Annotated in this window: 14 protein-coding genes; 9 read left to right on the top strand and 5 right to left on the bottom strand. The window is 41.9% G+C overall.

Annotation, left to right across the window (positions count from 1 at the left end):
• Window positions 1-359 precede the first annotated feature (359 nt).
• From KN811_RS19100 to KN811_RS19085, 4 genes are all read left to right on the top strand, one after another.
• Window positions 360-3,362 carry a glycoside hydrolase domain-containing protein gene (locus tag KN811_RS19100; RefSeq protein WP_247716566.1) on the top strand — a complete coding sequence of 1,001 codons (3,003 nt, stop codon included), beginning with the start codon at window positions 360-362 and terminating at the stop codon, window positions 3,360-3,362.
• Window positions 3,359-6,298, top strand: coding sequence for a DUF5107 domain-containing protein (locus tag KN811_RS19095; protein ID WP_187965931.1), 2,940 nt, complete (start codon window positions 3,359-3,361; stop codon window positions 6,296-6,298). The genes KN811_RS19100 and KN811_RS19095 overlap by 4 nt, the downstream gene beginning before the upstream one ends.
• Window positions 6,299-6,604: 306 nt before the next feature.
• Window positions 6,605-7,669 carry an NAD(P)H-dependent flavin oxidoreductase gene (locus tag KN811_RS19090; RefSeq protein WP_187965932.1) on the top strand — a complete coding sequence of 355 codons (1,065 nt, stop codon included), beginning with the start codon at window positions 6,605-6,607 and terminating at the stop codon, window positions 7,667-7,669.
• Window positions 7,670-7,948: 279 nt separating this feature from the next.
• Entirely contained in the window at window positions 7,949-8,347 is a 399-nt protein-coding gene (locus KN811_RS19085) for a cupin domain-containing protein (RefSeq protein WP_216334952.1), read from the top strand.
• A gap of 224 nt (window positions 8,348-8,571) precedes the next feature.
• Here KN811_RS19085 and KN811_RS19080 read toward each other — a convergent pair whose 3' ends face one another.
• Window positions 8,572-9,213: a DUF6266 family protein gene (locus KN811_RS19080; protein WP_187965933.1), complete on the bottom strand. Its 642-nt coding sequence runs from the start codon at window positions 9,211-9,213 to the stop codon at window positions 8,572-8,574.
• Between the two features lie 301 nt (window positions 9,214-9,514).
• Window positions 9,515-9,769 (bottom strand): helix-turn-helix domain-containing protein, encoded by a 255-nt coding sequence (locus tag KN811_RS19075; RefSeq protein ID WP_187965934.1) that lies wholly within the window; start codon window positions 9,767-9,769, stop codon window positions 9,515-9,517.
• 617 nt (window positions 9,770-10,386) lie between these two features.
• On the opposite strand from KN811_RS19075, the gene KN811_RS19070 reads away from it, so the two are divergent.
• Window positions 10,387-10,698, top strand: a complete 312-nt coding sequence (locus KN811_RS19070) for a GIY-YIG nuclease family protein (protein ID WP_187965935.1) — start codon at window positions 10,387-10,389, stop codon at window positions 10,696-10,698.
• Window positions 10,699-11,060: 362 nt separating this feature from the next.
• On the opposite strand, the gene KN811_RS19065 is transcribed toward KN811_RS19070, so the two are convergent.
• Window positions 11,061-12,713, bottom strand: a complete 1,653-nt coding sequence (locus KN811_RS19065) for a S41 family peptidase (RefSeq protein ID WP_187965936.1) — start codon at window positions 12,711-12,713, stop codon at window positions 11,061-11,063.
• Between the two features lie 386 nt (window positions 12,714-13,099).
• On the opposite strand from KN811_RS19065, the gene KN811_RS19060 reads away from it, so the two are divergent.
• Both KN811_RS19060 and KN811_RS19055 read left to right on the top strand, forming a co-directional pair.
• A complete protein-coding gene (locus tag KN811_RS19060; RefSeq protein ID WP_187965937.1) occupies window positions 13,100-13,579 on the top strand; it encodes a hypothetical protein in 480 nt (159 codons plus the stop codon).
• A gap of 442 nt (window positions 13,580-14,021) precedes the next feature.
• Window positions 14,022-14,246, top strand: coding sequence for a hypothetical protein (locus tag KN811_RS19055; protein ID WP_187965938.1), 225 nt, complete (start codon window positions 14,022-14,024; stop codon window positions 14,244-14,246).
• A 103-nt stretch (window positions 14,247-14,349) separates the two neighbouring features.
• Here KN811_RS19055 and KN811_RS22140 read toward each other — a convergent pair whose 3' ends face one another.
• Window positions 14,350-14,586 (bottom strand): helix-turn-helix domain-containing protein, encoded by a 237-nt coding sequence (locus KN811_RS22140; protein WP_187965939.1) that lies wholly within the window; start codon window positions 14,584-14,586, stop codon window positions 14,350-14,352.
• Between the two features lie 611 nt (window positions 14,587-15,197).
• Between KN811_RS22140 and KN811_RS19045 the strand changes: the two genes are divergently transcribed.
• On the top strand, window positions 15,198-15,470 hold the full coding sequence (locus KN811_RS19045; RefSeq protein ID WP_187965940.1) for a hypothetical protein: 273 nt from the start codon (window positions 15,198-15,200) through the stop codon (window positions 15,468-15,470).
• 108 nt (window positions 15,471-15,578) lie between these two features.
• Window positions 15,579-17,297, top strand: a complete 1,719-nt coding sequence (locus KN811_RS19040; protein ID WP_187965941.1) for a HEPN domain-containing protein — start codon at window positions 15,579-15,581, stop codon at window positions 17,295-17,297.
• On the opposite strand, the gene KN811_RS19035 is transcribed toward KN811_RS19040, so the two are convergent.
• On the bottom strand, window positions 17,238-17,590 hold a 353-nt coding region (locus KN811_RS19035; RefSeq protein WP_216334951.1), incomplete at its 5' end, for a hypothetical protein. The genes KN811_RS19040 and KN811_RS19035 overlap by 60 nt on opposite strands.

Genomic DNA, 17,590 nt, shown 5'->3' with positions numbered 1-17,590 from the left:
GTATAAACGGCTATGTCTATCATAATAAGAATGTCGTTTGATTATATTTTTGATTTTTAGAACTAAAAGGCTAACTTTATCGGGATTTCATAAGAATCATTGCGGGTTTTATCAAAGTGTTATTAAAAAACAAGAAGATGGTGAAAATTGTGCTTATTTGTGTTCGTGCACTTTTAGGTTTATTAAGGATTTCTTCAATCTTGCCCGCTAATTATACTTTCTACTTATAGCCCTTTAGGATTTTGAAAGAGGTACCATAAAACAAGATTTATTATGGATTCTCAATTCGTCTTTTATCCCTTACAGGGCAGAATATGTACCCCGGTCCACATGGTCCGGGTATTTAAAACAGAGAAAAAATGACACATTTAAAAAGTATGGGCCATACCGTACTGATATGCCTCTTTTTGATAAGCGGAAATGTACTTTGGGCACAAAAGCATATATACCCGCCTCAAGAGGAGTTGTGGAATGCAGATTCGCTGGGCACCCGGAGAGCGGTGGTCCGTGTAAAGAAAAAGGTAGAAGAAGTTACGGTTGCTGTCAACTGGAGAAACCGTAATGTCCGGAAAGACCAGGCGGTCATTGTGGTTGACAGTTCGGGGAAGAAGGTACTACCGGATGTACTTCCTCTTAAAATGGACCCCGAAAGCGGAGTGATCCAATTTAAAACCGGGGGAAATACAGGTATTTTCTATGTCTACTATTTACCCTATCAATTGGGCGGCAGAAGAAATTACCCGAATGCCGGCTACCTTAAACAACCGGATCATCAGGAAGGGAAGAATACAAAGTTTAAGATTTCCGGGGCCAAAACAGCAGAGGTAGTTCGCCTTGAACCGGTCGATGAGTTTAACAGCAATATCCCTATGGAGGTTATAGCTACGAAAGAGGAAGTCAATGATTTTAAGAAAAAATATAAAGGCCAGCCCTATGTGGTCTTTCCGGAAAAAAGGGAGTTCCCTGTAAAAATGAAAGATCACCTGCCTCAAAAATGGGTAACCGGTACATTACCATCAACCTTCAGGGATAAGGTGCAGAAAGGGGAAAATTATACCTTTCAGCTTGGCATATGGGCAAAAGATCAGGACCTGGCGGATGTTTCCATAAGCTATTCCGACTTTAAAGATGAGAACGGAAATGCACTGCCCAAAGAACTTTTTTCCTGCTTTAACAAAGAAGGGGTAGATTATACCGGAAAGCCGTTCTCAAAAACGGTTCGTATTGATAAAGGTGCTGTCCAGGCCCTGTGGTTCGGACTCCGTGTTCCCGAAGATATACCTTCCGGGACATATACGGGAGAGATTGCGCTTAAACCGTCAAACAGTACCGAAATAAAAACAAAGGTCGAATTAAATATTTCGGGGGAACCTGTCGAAAATAACGGTGTAGACGAACCGTGGAAACAGACCAGGTTATCCTGGATCAACTCTACACTGGCACAGGAAAATTCGGTTATAGAGCCTTATAGCCCCGTAGAAGTGGCAGGCCGTACACTGTCTATATTAGGGAGAAAAGTCACCCTGGATAAAAATGGTTTTCCCGGCAGGATTGAAAGTTTCTTTACAGAAGAAATGACCTCGGTATCGGAAAGCACAAAGGATATCCTGACCTCACCTTTCCGCTTTTCGATCAAAGAAACAGGAGGCCGTATTCTGGAAATGAAAAGTTCAGGTGTGGATTTTCTGAAAAAAGAGCCGGGCAAAGTGCAATGGAAAGCTGTAAATGAAGGACAAGGCATAAAGATGGCTGTTTCGGGAACTTTGGAGTTTGATGGTTTTATGAACTACGAAGTAAAACTCACCGCCCAAAAAGATATGGAACTCGAAGATATTGCCTTAACAGTTCCATTATCAGAAAAAAGTTCAAAGTATATGCTCGGTCTGGGGTTCAAAGGAAGAAAACGCCCCGGCAAGGTAGACTGGAAATGGGATGTGGCAAAGAAAAACCAGGACGGCTGGTGGCTGGGCGATGTAAATGCAGGTTTGCAACTGAGCCTCAGGGATGAGAATTACGAGAGGCCGCTAAACACCAATTTCTATTTGCAGAAACCACTCAGGCTGCCAGTTTCGTGGGGTAATGAAGGAAAAGGGGGGATACGTATAAATTCGTCCGGCGACCAGGTTGTGGTTGAAAATTACAGCGGAAAACGGGTTGTCAGAAAAGGAGAGGAGCTATATTTTAACTTTACCCTTTTAATTACCCCCTTCCATACCATTCAGACAGACCAGCATTGGAACAATCGCTATTTCCATGCCTATAAACCGGTCGATTCGGTGATCAAAAGCGGCTCCAATGTCATCAATATTCACCATGCCAATGAAATAAATCCCTATATTAATTATCCCTTTATAGCCACAAAGGAGATGAAATCGTATATAGACGAAGCCCACAGTAAGAACTTAAAGGTAAAGATATACAACACCGTCCGTGAAGTGTCTAACCGCCTCTATGAACTGTATCCCTTGAGAAGCCTTAACAACGAAGTCTTTTCCAAAGGAAACGGGGGCGGAAGCGCATGGTTGCAGGAACACTTGCAGGACAATTACATAGCGGCCTGGTATGTGCCGAAGTACAAAGATGCAGCCATCATTAACAGTGGTATGAACAGGTGGCATAACTACTATGTAGAAGGGATGAACTGGCTGGTTCAGAACATAGGCATTGACGGTATCTATCTGGATGATGTGGCTTTCGACCGCATTACCATGAAGAGGATAAAACGGGTATTGACCCAGGACGGCCATCCCGGAATTATAGACCTGCATTCGGCCAACCAGTACAACGAACGCGACGGCTATATCAACAGTGCCCACCTGTATATGGAGCATTTTCCGTACATCAACAGGCTCTGGTTTGGCGAGTATTTCGATTACGAGAAGGAATCCCCCGATTTTTACCTGACCGAAGTCAGCGGAATACCATTCGGGCTTATGGGAGAGATGTTACAGGATGGCGGCAATCCCTGGCGCGGAATGCTGTATGGTATGACCAACAGGATGCCCTACCAGAAGAAAAAACCCGACCAGATATGGAAAGCCTGGGACGATTTCGGAATAGAAGGATCGCGTATGATAGGCTACTGGGTAGATAAAAACCCCGTGAAGACCAGCAATGAAAAAGTACTGGCCACCATATATAAAAAAGAATCCAAAACCCTGGTTTCCCTCGCAAGCTGGGCCGAAGAAGACAGCCCGGTAACATTGCAGATCAACTGGGGAGGCCTGGGCCTCGACAAGGAAAACGTTAGGATATATGCCCCGGAAGTTAAGGATTTTCAACCCGGAAGGAGCTTTAAAATAGATGGGGAAATTCCCGTAGAAAAAAACAAAGGCTGGTTATTAATCATCGAAGAAAAATGAAAAAACTACTGACCCTATTGGTTTTGGCCGGCATATCGTGTAGTGCGCTGGCCCAGCAGAAGGCTTCGTACCGGGAATTTACGGAAGCGTACACCACCTATCCCTTTTCCGATCCCGACCCTATACCGGCAAAGCCCAAACTGTACCCGTATTTCCGTTTTGACGGCTTTACCTCAAAAGCGGTCCGGAAAAAATGGAAAGTTGTAGAACTGGAGAACGATTACATAAAGGTAAAGATCATGCCCGAGATCGGGGGAAAGGTGTGGACGGCTTACGACAAAGTCAATAAAAAACATTTTTTGTATAACAACGAGGTAGTGAAATTCCGCGATATTGCCATGAGGGGCCCCTGGGTAAGCGGCGGTATCGAAGCCAATTACGGGATCATCGGCCATACGCCCAATAGCGCTACCCCGGTAGACTATAAGGTAATAACCAAAGAAGACGGGAGCGTGAGCTGTATAGTGAGTGTCCTGGACTTGCTGACAAGGACACGTTGGGTACTGGACATTAACCTGGAAAAGGATAAGGGCTATTTTACAACCCGGTCCTACTGGTTTAACCAAACCGGAATGGAACAACCCTATTACACCTGGATGAATGCAGGGGGCCCGGCCGGGGACGATCTGAAATTTTTATATCCGGGAGATCATTACATAGGCCATGACGGCAAGGCGCATAACTGGCCCGAAGATGCACAGGGCAGGGACCTGTCGCTGTATTCGGAGAACGATTTTAAAGGGTCTAAATCATATCACGTATTAGGGGCATACAGTAAATACTTCGGTGCACTGTGGAAAGATCAGGATTACGGAATGATCCGTTATTCCAACCGGGGGGACAAACTCGGGAAAAAGATTTTCCTCTGGGCACAGTCAGGCCAGGGCAAAATATGGGAAAACCTGCTTACCGATAACAGCGGGCAGTATGTAGAACTGCAAAGCGGCCGTTTGTATAACCAGAATGTAGACCAAAGCAGCGAAACCCCTTTTAAACAAATCGGGTTCACCCCGTATGCCAATGACTCGTGGAAAGAATACTGGTACCCGTTTGGAAATATTAACGGGTTTACACACGCAAATTCAACAGGGGCGTTTAACATTAGCTTAAACCAAACCCGCCTGGATTTGCAACTTTCTCCTGTAAAAAGTTATTCGGGCCATATGGTTCTCCTGGACAAGAAAGGCCATGAGGTGCATAAAGAAGCCATTGAGATCGAACCGCTGCATCCTTATGAGAAAAGTATAAAGGTCCCGGAAAATGCTGAGCTGCAATTCATTCAAATAGGAGACGACCGTATAGACCTGTCCGCAGCCAGTCAGAAAACCTTGAGCAGGCCGGTGTCCACTCCGGCAGAATTTGATGCCGGTAGTTATTACGGCCTTTACCTGATGGGAAGGGACTATTATAATTTCAGAAAGTACCCCTTAGCAGAAAAAACGATCAAAGCCTCCCTGGAAGGGAATGCATATTTTGTACCGTCTTTGGTAGAAATGGCAAAGATCAAATACTTTAAGATGGAGTACGATTCGGCATTTTATTATTCGAAAAAGGCATTGAGTATCGATACCTATAATGGCGGTGCCAACTATTTATATGGCCTGTCAGCAGATAAAACAGCAAGGTTTTACGATGCCTTGGACGGTTATGAAGTGGCAGCTTTAACCCCTCAAAACCGAAATGCCGCATATACCCGGCTGGGTCACTTATACTTTAAAAAGAACAATCTCGCCAGGGCAGAAGAGTATGCCACGCTGGCCCTGGACGACCACAGCCGGAACATGGATGCACTTCAGGTGCTGTATGTATTGGCCAGGCTAAAGGGCGATATGGCAAAAATGGCAGCCCTGGAAAAAAGGATCGTTGCCCTCAATCCTCTCAGTCACTTTGTGAGGTTTGAACATTATTTCCAAACCGGGTCTGAAAAGAGCCGTACAGATTTTACAGCACTCATCAGAAATGAAATGCCTGTTGAGACCTATCTCGAAATGGCCATCTGGTACGGCAACCTGGGAAGGGCAGACGAAAGTGTGGCCCTGTTGGAATTAGCACCAAAAAACGCCCTTACACTATACTGGCTGTCTTTCCGCTCCGACGATAAAGACCGAGCAGATAAATATTTTCAGGAAGCCGAAAAAATGCCGTTGGACTACGTGTTTCCGTTTCGGGAAGAAACAGCCACAATGCTGGAGCAGCTAAGGTCAAAAAGAAACTCGTGGAAGGTCAATTATCTTTTGGCACTGGTCCACGCCTTTAAAAACAACAAGGAGAAATCCAATGCATTGCTCAATGAAACCGAAGTGAAATTTGCCCCTTATTATATAATAAAAGAAAGGGTAGATGAAGGAGCTGATATAAAAACCAGGCTCGCATACCTTGACAAAGCAATGAAGTTAGCCCCCGGACAATGGAGATACAAAATATTGTACAGCAAACTGCTCGAAAAATCCGGCAGCATAGACCGGTCGATCGCGGTTCTTGAAAAACAATACCGCAAAACCCCGGATAATTATGTTGCAGGGCTGGACTTAACAAGGCTGTACATGAAAAATGACGAATACGCCAAAGCCGAAGCCGTTTTATCCCGGATCAGGGTATTACCTTTCGAAGGTGCCACCGACAGCCGCAGATATTACCGGCAAACCAAGTTAATGCTGGCCTATAAGGCCTATAAGAAAGGGCAATATAAAAAAGCGTTGCAAAAGCTCGAAGAAAGCGAGGCGTGGCCGGAAAACCTGGGCGTTGGAAAACCCTATCAAAGTATGATAGACAGCAATCTGGAAAACTCCATGCGGGTTTATATTTATCAAAAGTTAAAAGATAAAGAACACGGGCAGCAATACAGGGACCTGCTAACAAAAGAACCCGTAAATGAAGCCGGGCTTAAAGCGAAGATAGAACAGATTTCATTTAAAGAAGATGAGTATTTGTTTTGATAAAATGATACATATCCGTAAATAATTAAAAAAATATAGCGCTAAATACAAGAGATCAGGATGATGTAGTAGTAGCTAAAAAAGTAATGGTTCAGATCGGTTTTTTATCGTAAAGACTGTTAAAAAGAGGTCGTCAAATGCGGCCTCTTTTTTTGTTGCTGTTAAAGAAATACAAAAAACACTTTTCACAGTTATATTCGATATGAATATTTTAATTTAGTGAAAAATCAATTAGAGCCGGAAAATTGAAAGTACTGCCTTTAAGACAGCTTAAAAGCAGCTATGTGCCGTAAAAATATAAAAGCAATGACATGGAAAAACCACCTTACCCGGATACTGAACATTGAATATCCCATGATACAGGCCCCGATGTTTGGCGTAACAACGCCCGAAATGGTCGCGGCCGCGGCAAAAGCCGGTGTACTTGGTTCACTGTCGCTGGGCGACCTGCCTGCCGATAAGTGCAGAGAGCTTATACAGACCACCAAAAAGTTGACAGACAAACCTTTTGCGGTCAATATTTTTGTCCATGAGATCCCGGAGCTGTCAGATGCTTTGAGAACCCGCTACAACAATGCAAAGCAGTTTGCCGAAAACCTTGCAAAGCAGCATCAGATAGATGTAATACTCCCCGATATCGATAGTATAACAACGCCCGACTATCACGACCAGGTAGATACTATTATGGCTGAGGAATGTAGGATTGTGAGTTTTACCTTCGGTAACCTGGATGCACAGAGTATTGAACGGTTAAAAAGCCACGATACGGTCCTGATAGGTACCTGTACATCCGTGGAAGAAGCGCGGATATTGGAGCGGTCCGGCATTGACCTGGTCTGTGTACAGGGTATCGAAGCCGGTGGGCACCGCGGAAGTTTCGCAGCAGAAGACATCCCTGCCATAGGCGGCCTGTCTCTTTTGGCACAGGTGTATGACAGCGTCGATGTTCCGCTCATTTATGCGGGCGGTGTTTACAATGCTAAGACACTATTGGCAGCAAAAACGCTGGGGGCACAGGGCGTACAGATCGGAAGTTTACTACTGGGATCGGCAGAAAGCGCATTGCAGGAGTTCGAAAAAGAAAAATTGCGAAATGCCTCCGAAAGTGATATTGTACTGACCCGGAGTTTTTCGGGCCGCTATGCAAGGGGCATCAAAAATGCATTTATCAATGCTGTGGAAAACAGCGGACAGGTATTGCCATATCCCTATCAGAACAAGCTGACCGGCCCATTGCGGAAAACCGCCAAAGCAGCCGGGAACACTGATTTTGTAAGTATCTGGGCAGGACAGTCCCTCAACGGTTTTAGCAGTGCTTCCACCACAGATATCATCCGAAAGCTGATCGACGAGGTAGAGGAGAAGCCTTAATAAACTTCCAAAGAAAGAGGTGGTTGAGTGATCGCCCCAAAGCGATCGTACCGAAACCACCGGCCGCTTCGATACACCCCGGCGGGGCCGGGGCACTCAGCGGCCTCCGTTATTGCTGTTTTGGGGTACTTAGCGGCCTCCGTCATTGCTGTTTTGAGGTACTCAGCGGCCTCTGTTATTGCTTTTTCAGATAAGTGATCTTTATTTTAGTACATGAAAAAACCCACATTAACATAACCTCTCAAAATAAGGGCCTAATTTTACCTCAAAATTTAAAAGATGAAAATAAATATCAAATTAGGGTTTGCAATAGTATTTGCACTTACTTTAAACAACACAATGGCACAACAAAACACAATTGCAAGGCAAGAACTTCTAAAAGAAAATATAAAACAAAACATTTCCAATATTGAGACTCAGATAATAACAATGAAAGCAGGACAGGTAGCCCCAAAACATTTGCATCCTTGTCCGGTAATCGGATATATAGAATCCGGGGAAGTTTTATTTCAAATTGAGGGAGAAGAAAAGAAGGTTTTAAAAGCAGGGCAAGCCTTTTACGAACCTAAAAATAAAAATATAGTGCATTTTGACAATCATTCTAAAGATAGTGATTTGGTTTTTATAGCATTCTACCTTAAGGAATGTGATGAAGAAAACATTAAATTCTCAAAATAGAAACTACTGCCAGCATGTACAAAAAATTGTGGTTTTTGTGCTTAAAAACACGCAATATCTAATGTCATAGAAAAAACGGTAACCTACCAAAAATTGATAGGCGGCTGAATGCCCCGGGCTTTGCCCGGGATGTAGCGAAGCGACTGAAAACACCAAAAACCGGCAGTCATAAAAAATAGTATAACTACCGGTTGTTTACGATACCGAAAAATAAAGGATCGTCATTAAGCAATAGTAAATGCACCCAGGTAAGGGCTGTTACAGGCTTTGGTTTGCATTTCGTTATTAAAGTAGGCCCAAACCTGTACTTCTTTGCCTGTAAATAACTCCGGCACAGTTACCGTAGCGGTAAGATCGGTGCGTTTTGCCAGTTGCAGAAAAGATTCAAAAGTTTCCGTTTCCGGGCAATAACACACCAGGTTTACCAGGTCCGTAGCCGAAGCATTGCCCTGTATGCTGTTGTCTTCCCAGCTTAGAGTTAGCACCCCGCCGGCCTGGTTGTTCAGGGCAGCATTCTGAAACCCTGCCAGGTCGCCCCGGGTAATCAACACCTTGTTATACACCAGTTGTGGCATATCATTGACCACCTCCACCGCTTCGTTAATCGTGTAAGATACCGCCAGGTTTATCCGCGAGCGGGCCCCCGATCTGGTTCCGAAAAACAGTTGTTGAATACTTCTTACCGGTTGCAGAAAACCCACTACCAGTTTAAACTTCATCTGTTGCAGTAGTTGCTTGTTTGTAGGTTCCTTGCTGCTGGGTTTCGGTGTGCTGCGTATAATGTCCTTACCACGCCAGTTGGCACCTACTACTGTTCCTACTTTTCCTGAGAATCCACCAAGGATCCCTTTTGAAATAATAGCCATGATATAATAATTTAAAGTTAATACAACCCCAATATACCCTGTTTCAGCCCAGGTTGTATGGCCGTGACAGTTTGTGACTGCTTATGACAGGTTATGACCGGGTAAGGCTGCACACGCTTCGGGTTTTCTTCCGGAAAAACAGGAGGTTTCTTCGAAAAAAAATATTTTTTAGCGAAGTATTGCCGAACAACTACCGAAGGACTCCCGGAACAATATCATAAAAATTCAGGTGCCGGGTTGCTGCACAGGAGGATAAAATAGTTGAAAATAATAGGGGGTAGGTGAGGAATGAAGAAAGTTTTTAACGCTTCACGGAGCGGTCAAAGAATTTTTTGGGATAATAATATTTTCTTCCCAGTCTTACACACGGTATGGCCTTCCGCTTTCGCATACGGTACAGGGTACTGTCGCTCAGGTTAAATACCTGTTTTATATCTGCACTGTCATAATAGCCCGAACTATCCGGTATTTTTCTGGATATTAATGTCTTGATCTCTTCCAGAGATTCCATAATATCATATTCATCCGGATGATCTGAAGTCATTTTCTCTTTCATGATGCTTAGGTTTGGTTACTAATAAAAATAAGGAAAATATTACGAATTACCGAAGATTTAACATTTTTAAGGCTTATTTTGAGTGTAAAAGTGAAAAAAATGGCGTTTTTTTAAGAAAAATTACGGAAATCCGTAAAAACCGGCCGCTTCGGTACACCCCGGCGGGGCCGGGGCACTCAGCGGCCTCCGTTTGGGCTATTTTAAGGATGGGACCTTCATGGACTTATGAAGCCTATTCGAAACGGCTGAGTATCCCGGGCTTTGCATGGATACTCAAGGTCTCTGTTTAAATTATTCCGGTTCAGCTTTCATAAACCTATAAAGCCTACCCGAGGCGGCTGAGTATCCCGGGCTTTGCAAGGACGCTCAAGGTCTCTGTTTAAATTATTCCAGTTCAGTCTCATTAAACTTTATAAAGCCCACCCGAGGCGGCTGAGTATCCTGGGCTTTGCATGGACGCTCAAAGTCTTTGTTTAAATTATTTCAGTTCAGTCTCATTAAACTTTATAAAGCCTACCCGAGGTGGCTGAGTATCCCGGCTCCGCCGGGATGTACCGAAGCCCCGGCCCCTTCCCAATTATTTCAATTTATTATATTTGCATGAAAACCAACCAGATATGGCAAAAGGCTACATGTATATTCTGGAATGTAACGACAACTCCTATTACACCGGGAGCACCAAAAACCTCGAAAGAAGATTACGCCAGCATATGAAAGGGATAGGCGCTAACCATACCGCAAAGCGTTTACCTGTTACCTTACTGTATTATGAAGAATACGACCGTATAGATCATGCATTTTACCGCGAAAAACAGGTGCAGGGCTGGAGCAGAAAGAAAAAAGAAGCCCTTATGAATGGTAATGTGGAACTGTTACCGGGCTTAGCTAAAAAAATATTTAAGCGGGAGAAAAAGGGGAAGGAATTGTAGGAGGGATGGAGCCAAAATCCCCGGCCACTTCGGTACACCCCGGCGGGGCCGGGGCACTCAGTGGCCTCCGTTTGGGCTTTTTTATTGATGGAACCTTTATAGACTTATAAAACTTGCTCAGGGTTCTGTTTAAATGATTCCAGTTCAGCCTCTATAACTTATAAAGCCTCCCCGAGGCGGCTGAGTGTCCCGGGCTATGCCCGGGATGTACCGAAGCCCCGGCCCGCAAGCCCACAATACCCTTACACAGCTTTACATACCAAAAACTAAAGAAATACAAGAATATACTGTTCTTTCAAATGATAGTATATGAGAACTTACATTGTATTAATGTAATCTATTGGGGGTTTAATAAATGTAATCTATTGGGTGTTTAATACTTGTTCGATATATTCTATTGCACGATCCAAGATTTCATCTTTGTTAGATAGAAGGCCTTTAATAGTTGGAGATAACACCAAGTCTATTTTAATTCCTTTTCTCTGTGTTTGTGTCCCATCAGGGTAAAAATAAGCTCGTCCGGAAACTGCTGTTTTATAATCGCCTATAAAATGGAATGTTGTCACTTCACCGTCTGCCCCGGCTGTCTGATTTCCTATTGTAATGGCATTATCTGCTGTTTGCAATGACATTACCGCATATTCTCCCAGACTTATGGTTTTATTGTTTACTAATATTACTGTTAAACCTTTAAAGGCTTTTTTCTTTTTACTTCTTGTAGTCATTTGTTTATTATCGTCCCATATAAAACGACCTGGGTAGGACAAATCGGGCTGGATGGCGCGAGCAAACTTTCTTTTTTCTGAGTTTAGATATTCCGATATTTTTTTAAAAGCAAAATTAGGATATCCTCTGACATCAATTATTATTGCTTTGTAATTATGAAACTTCTCAAAAATTCCGGGAACCTCAACAGGTTTAATTTTAGTTAAATCAATATAACCGATTTTTTCGTTTATGGTTTTTACTTTTACCTTTTTCGAAGTACTGTTACTGAGCTTATCTAAACTATATCGTTTAAAGGTTTTGTTAAAAATCTTTCCATTTCTATTAAGGGTAATTTCGATGGAGTCTTTTTCTCCACTAAACATTCTTACATAAGTCGATGATAATTTTATATTAAGATTAGACCCCGGAACATAGTGTACGTGTTTTTTGATAAGAGTGCCTATGTCTATATTGTTAGCCTTTAAGATTATATCCCCTAATTGTAAACCGGCTTTATCCAATGCAAGAGAGTCATTAAAAAAACCAGACACTACCACTTTTCCATCGATGTTTAAAAACCTTGCCGGAAGCCATTTTCTTTCCTCCTTTATATCTACCCAAGCGTGCGAGTCATCTACCTTAGCAACCAGTTCTTGAATTATTTTTTTATATGAAGTTATATCTTTGGAATTGATAAATTTGGGTATCATTTCAAAAAGAACGTTATCCCATTTTTCATCTAAAAGGTACTTGTTGGGATAAAAATACTGGATGATGTTCCAATATCTAAACAGACTTAATAGCCTATATTGTTCATTTTTAAGCAACTCCTTGTCGTATTCTTTTTCATTAATAACAGTAAACTTCCCTACCTTAGTTGTACTGATATAATGTTGTTCTCCTTTAAAACAATTGTCTTTAATGAAGTTTAACTTATTAATAAGGTTATTATTTAATTTTACAGTATCATTAATCCACCTGAAATCCAAATTCTGATAAAAGTATTTTAAAGAGTCTTCTTTCTTGTCATCCGTGTAAGATTTGATTTCCCCCAGATCTTTTATCCAGTCGGTTAAAGAACTGGATACTTCCGATTTATCAGAAGCCTTTTTAATAGTAGGTATAATTTTAATTAATTCTTTATCCCAATCATGTTGACCCCCTGCGACATTGGGATGATAGTACTTTAAAAACCCCCATGTTTTGCACAATAGAGCAAGTTTTTGAATTTCAAAATTTTCATTTTGAGAATAAGAAGTTGACAGGGTTAAATATAGGATTAGAAAAGATAAAACTTTCTTTTTCATGTATTTTTTAGAATTAAGGAAACTTGCTAAAAATAAAAAAATGCTTTTAAGAACAAGGTATTTATCATTTTATTTATTTAGTATTATAGTTCAGCCTTCATAAACTTTATAAAGCCCACCCAAGGCAGCTGAGTGTCCCGGGCTTTGCATGGGCGTTCAAGGTCTCTGTTTAAATAATTCCAGTTCAGCCTTCATAAACTTTATAAAGCCTACCCGAGGCGGCTGAGTGTCCCGGGCTATGCCCGGGATGTACCGAAGCCCCGGCCCTCAAGCCCACAATACCCTTACACAGCCCACAAACTTTCCCAACCCCTTCCCATAGAAAAACAAAAACTTTATATTTTTTAGAAAAACGTATATTGCATAGACATAAAATTAAATGACGTATGAAAAGAACTATACTCTTACTTCTCACAACTTTATTAATTGGACTTAAGGTAAATTCTCAAAATCTTACTTGTTCTGATTTTAAGACTGGACGATTCTATATACCAAAAACTAAAGAAATAGGAAAATATACTGTTGTTTCGAATGATAGTATATGGGAATTTACAGCCGACATAGATACCTCTGTAAAAAAACATGTTGTTGTTCGGGAAAAAAATACTCAAATCGAGTGGGAAAATGAAATTGGAAATGGAAGTCCTCGACATGAAATAATCGAATGGATTGATGACTGCACTTATAGATTGACCTATGACGCTTCGAAATCGGAGTTAGAGGATGATAAACAGTGGATTAATAAAAATAACGGAATTATAGTATCTAAAAACAAAATTGAGGGAAATTGTATGCACTATACCGCTACAATGATACTAAATGACGGATCAAAAATTTCACAGAACGGAATAATTTGCAAAGAATAAATAGTATGTATACCGCAAGCCATTCACTCACCTCTATTTTTAAAAACGGTTCAGCCTCCATAAACTTATAAAGCCCACCCGAGGCGGCTGAGTGTCCCGGGCTTTGCCCGGGATGTACCGAAGCCCCGGCCCGCAAGCCCATAATACTCTTACATAGCCCACAAACTTTCCCAACCCTCTCCCATAGAAAAACAAAGAAACTCGTGTTTTTTCAACAAAATGTGGAAAGCCATAAAATTATTTAGTAAATTTCTATGAAATTGAACACTCCATAAAAGAATAAGTAATTGCTTTTAGCTTATAGAGTTAGCCCTAATTAAATAAACTAAATTATTAAAAATGACAGACTTAAAAACATTCGTGTCAGAAACGATTAAACAAGTTATAGAAGGAACTAAAGAGGCTGGCCACCATTTAAAGGAAAATATTGATTATAATAGGGATGGATATTTCCAAATCGGAAGTGGAACAATGCAAAAAAATAGATTTTGATATATCTGTAACGACAAGTGAATCAACTAATACTGAAGGAAGGGCTGGTATTTTAATTAAAGTTTTAGATTTTGGAATTAATGGTTCTGAAAATATTGGAGCTTCATCAATTAATAAAATAAAGTTTAGTGTGCCAGTTGCAATTCCCCAAATGGCTAATAAAAAATTTGGTTAAAGTAACTCTTAATTCATATAAATAACTAAGTGTTTATGATGGTATGACCAATTACGAATACATTGTTAAATTGTTACTCGAAGATTTAACCTTTTTCCTGATCTTAATTTTCGGAAATTACTTTTTCTATATTAGCAAAAAACTCCGAAACCTTAATATTCCGCGCTTCACAAATCTTATAAATTGTAGGTAAAGAAATTTGATAACTACTGTCCTTTTTAAGAATATCTCTTAAGGTTCTTTCCTCGATATTGTATTCTGTGGCAAATTTCCTTTTGGATAGCCCTGAATTTTTCCAGGCTTTTTCTATATAAGAATATATGGCTTTATTATAATCCATAACAACAAATAAACTATATCAAGTATAAAAAAGTGCGGAATATGTTCCGCACTTTGTTTATTTTTATTATATTTGATACAAATACATATATTTGCGATACTTCTAAAAATAAAAATATTAGAAGCAATTGCTTTGAATCTCGAATCGAAAACTGGCACTTTTCAAATGGAAAGAGAGGATAAGTAAGTTTGCTCACGACCCGGGCGTGGGCTCACTTGTCTTTCCATGGTATGCCAGTACCTCGATTCGATAAGTTGAGTTCCACGCCTATTTTTTTCTGGTAACTCTTCTACACTAAGCAAAAGCACTTTTATACCATTTCTTTTTTTGAAGTCTATCGCAATACAAGGCATAACAGGGCAGCGCATCCTGTTATTTTGGGGTAGCACGAAAGGAAAAGGGACGCCTTTTCCTTTCTTTCACTGCTACGCTATACTCGCATACCTGTTACACCCAAGGTTTTTATCTAAAAAATAATTGACCATAAAACGGAATACCCCGTTTTATGTGTGCTGAAAACCTGTATCCCTGTATACATACGTAAGATAAAAACACTTTTAGGGTAAACAGGGTATTAAACGCTGCTATGTATCATTTAAAAACAAAACAGGATGAATACCAACCCAAAGAAACTATTGCACCACCTCAAGGAGGATGTTACAGACCACATCCCCACTCTAAGGCTACACCCGGAGTTTAAAGGCAAGTTACAGTTACCATATTTCTATATGGATAGCATTGCAGACTATATAGAATCTGTCGGGGCATTGATCGGGCTATGCGATACTTTGCTGGATTCGGAGGAGAAACGATGTAAGGCGCAAATACATAAAGTATTAGTGCTTATCGGTAAGTTGCTCTCCGTTAGCGAAGATACGTCCTGATACCTGGCGCCCTGCGTTCGGAAAGCCCTGAACCTGAAAAACGTTTATTACACGATACACCCCGATGCCTCTGCATACTTTATGGTTAACCTTTAAAAAACAAAAACTATGGCCTTACCCATACAAGACATAACACAAAAACTGGTGCAACTCCTGGAAGTACAGTACATCTATAAGACAGAAATAACAGAAGGCAACCCCCAAAAGCTGCTTATTATAGTGCTGCGGGGCCGTTGCTCCACACTCACTACGGAACTGGCCGATACGGTAGGCAAAATATTCCAGGAACAAACCGACTTCCTGTACCGTATATTTTCTATGGAGTATGCCGGGGAGCAGCTCAAAGAAAAGAACCTGTTTTTTATACACGGCTGCCTGCCGCATAAACTGATCTATAAAGGGGAGGAAGATGCCCCCGGCCTGTTGCCGTATACGGTAGACGAGGTGGTCAAAGACCGGCTCACAGCCCGTTTTAAGAACGAAGCGATAAAAACCGGTGCATTTATTGAAGGTGCAGCCTATTATATAAAGCGCATACGGCATTCGCATGCCGCCTTTATGCTGCACCAGTATATAGAACTGAACCTGCGCTTTGCTACATTGTTTATCATGGGCAGAGAGCGCAAAAGGCATAGTATAAAAGAATTACAGAACGGCATAAAAGCCTTTGCCCCGGAACTTGGGTGTATTTTTAATACGGAGATCGAAGAAGAAACCCTGCTTCTCAAAATACTGGACGATGCCTACATAGCCACCCGCTACCGCAATGACTACCATATTACCGAAAACCAGCTTATGCTTATTTACGAGCGGGCACAGGGCATAGCAACACTTATCAGGGAGCAGTACAACCACCGACTGAAGGGGATAACCCATCCGCCGCAGCAAGAAAAGCAATCCGATGGGGTAGTGCTGTACCCCACAACCGGAGATACGCTATTGCAGGAGATCATTGCCCGGTTGCAGGAATATATAACGTTAGATAGTGTATATGTCATGGGAAAGAAAAAGGAAATGCACACGCAGGAGGTTTATATGGCCCCTGCTCATTACCACCCCGTATACCGTATGTCATATACACTGCTTATCCTTACTGAAGGGTATTCTGCTATACCCGTTACCCGTATAGTCAAAGCGATCGGCAAAAAACTCCCGGAGGCCTGTTATATTTACCCCATAGTCTATAATGCCGGGGAGGCTTGGGAGAAGGTAGATTTCGGGTGTAATTTCCTTTCCCGCGCTATGGGACAATCTGCTTTGGCTTACTATACAAGCGAGAATCCTGTACCTATGCAATATATGCCTGTCCGTTATCCCAGGGTATGGAAACGTATATGCAAAAAATGGAAAAGTCACTTTAGCCGTTGCAAAAACATTAACCGAAGGGCCGAACTTAACGAATATGATTACAGAACAGACCCCGTTGCCAGGGTAGCCATGATGCATTATGCACTGGAACAGGTGTGCTTGGGGCTGCTATACGTATTCTGGGAGTTTGAGCCAAAAATACATACCCTTCCATACCTTATGCATCTTTGTAGTCACTTTACCGATATTCCCGATACCGTTTTTCCCCGTACTACCTATTACAACAATTACCTGTATCATTTACTCTGCAAAGGGCACAAGATCATGCGCCACAAAACGGATACCTGTATTACAAAGGAAGATGCCGAAGAAGCCTATAAGATTGCAAACAGGTTTATTGATAAAGCCAGGCAGATCGCCAAACAGGAACTGGAACGTTTAAAGAAATTGCATAAGGTACTACCCCCGGCCGCTTCGGTACACCCCGGCGGGGCCGGGGCACTCAGCGGCCTCCGTTAAAGCTGTTTCAGTGAAGTAACTTCTATAAATTTTTATAACCCATATGTAGGCGATTGGATGATTGCCAAAGGCGATTGTACCAAAATCCCGGGCGTTTCGGTACACTTCGGCGGGGCCGGGGCACTCAGGGGCCTCCGTTAAAGCTGTTTCAGTGAAGTAACATCTGTAAATTTTTATAACCCATATGTAGGCGATTGGATGATTGCCAAAGGCGATTGTACCAAAATCCCGGGCGTTTCGGTACACTTCGGCGGGGCCGGGGCACTCAGGGGCCTCCGTTAAAGCTGTTTCAG

This window comes from Sinomicrobium weinanense (assembly GCF_018863395.1).
Taxonomy (GTDB): Bacteria; Bacteroidota; Bacteroidia; order Flavobacteriales; family Flavobacteriaceae; genus Sinomicrobium; species Sinomicrobium weinanense.
The sequence above is the reverse complement of the archived record's forward strand: the minus strand, read 5'-3'. Positions and strand labels throughout refer to the sequence as shown.

Coding starts and splice junctions, on each gene's coding strand:
- KN811_RS19080 (WP_187965933.1), bottom strand. CDS start 9,213: ATGGCTATTATTTCAAAAGGGATCCTTGGTGGATTCTCAGGAAAAGTA.
- KN811_RS19095 (WP_187965931.1), top strand. CDS start 3,359: ATGAAAAAACTACTGACCCTATTGGTTTTGGCCGGCATATCGTGTAGT.
- KN811_RS19065 (WP_187965936.1), bottom strand. CDS start 12,713: ATGAAAAAGAAAGTTTTATCTTTTCTAATCCTATATTTAACCCTGTCA.
- KN811_RS19075 (WP_187965934.1), bottom strand. CDS start 9,769: ATGAAAGAGAAAATGACTTCAGATCATCCGGATGAATATGATATTATG.
- KN811_RS19090 (WP_187965932.1), top strand. CDS start 6,605: ATGACATGGAAAAACCACCTTACCCGGATACTGAACATTGAATATCCC.
- KN811_RS19045 (WP_187965940.1), top strand. CDS start 15,198: ATGAATACCAACCCAAAGAAACTATTGCACCACCTCAAGGAGGATGTT.
- KN811_RS19055 (WP_187965938.1), top strand. CDS start 14,022: ATGGATATTTCCAAATCGGAAGTGGAACAATGCAAAAAAATAGATTTT.
- KN811_RS19070 (WP_187965935.1), top strand. CDS start 10,387: ATGGCAAAAGGCTACATGTATATTCTGGAATGTAACGACAACTCCTAT.
- KN811_RS22140 (WP_187965939.1), bottom strand. CDS start 14,586: ATGGATTATAATAAAGCCATATATTCTTATATAGAAAAAGCCTGGAAA.
- KN811_RS19100 (WP_247716566.1), top strand. CDS start 360: ATGACACATTTAAAAAGTATGGGCCATACCGTACTGATATGCCTCTTT.
- KN811_RS19085 (WP_216334952.1), top strand. CDS start 7,949: ATGAAAATAAATATCAAATTAGGGTTTGCAATAGTATTTGCACTTACT.
- KN811_RS19040 (WP_187965941.1), top strand. CDS start 15,579: ATGGCCTTACCCATACAAGACATAACACAAAAACTGGTGCAACTCCTG.
- KN811_RS19060 (WP_187965937.1), top strand. CDS start 13,100: ATGAAAAGAACTATACTCTTACTTCTCACAACTTTATTAATTGGACTT.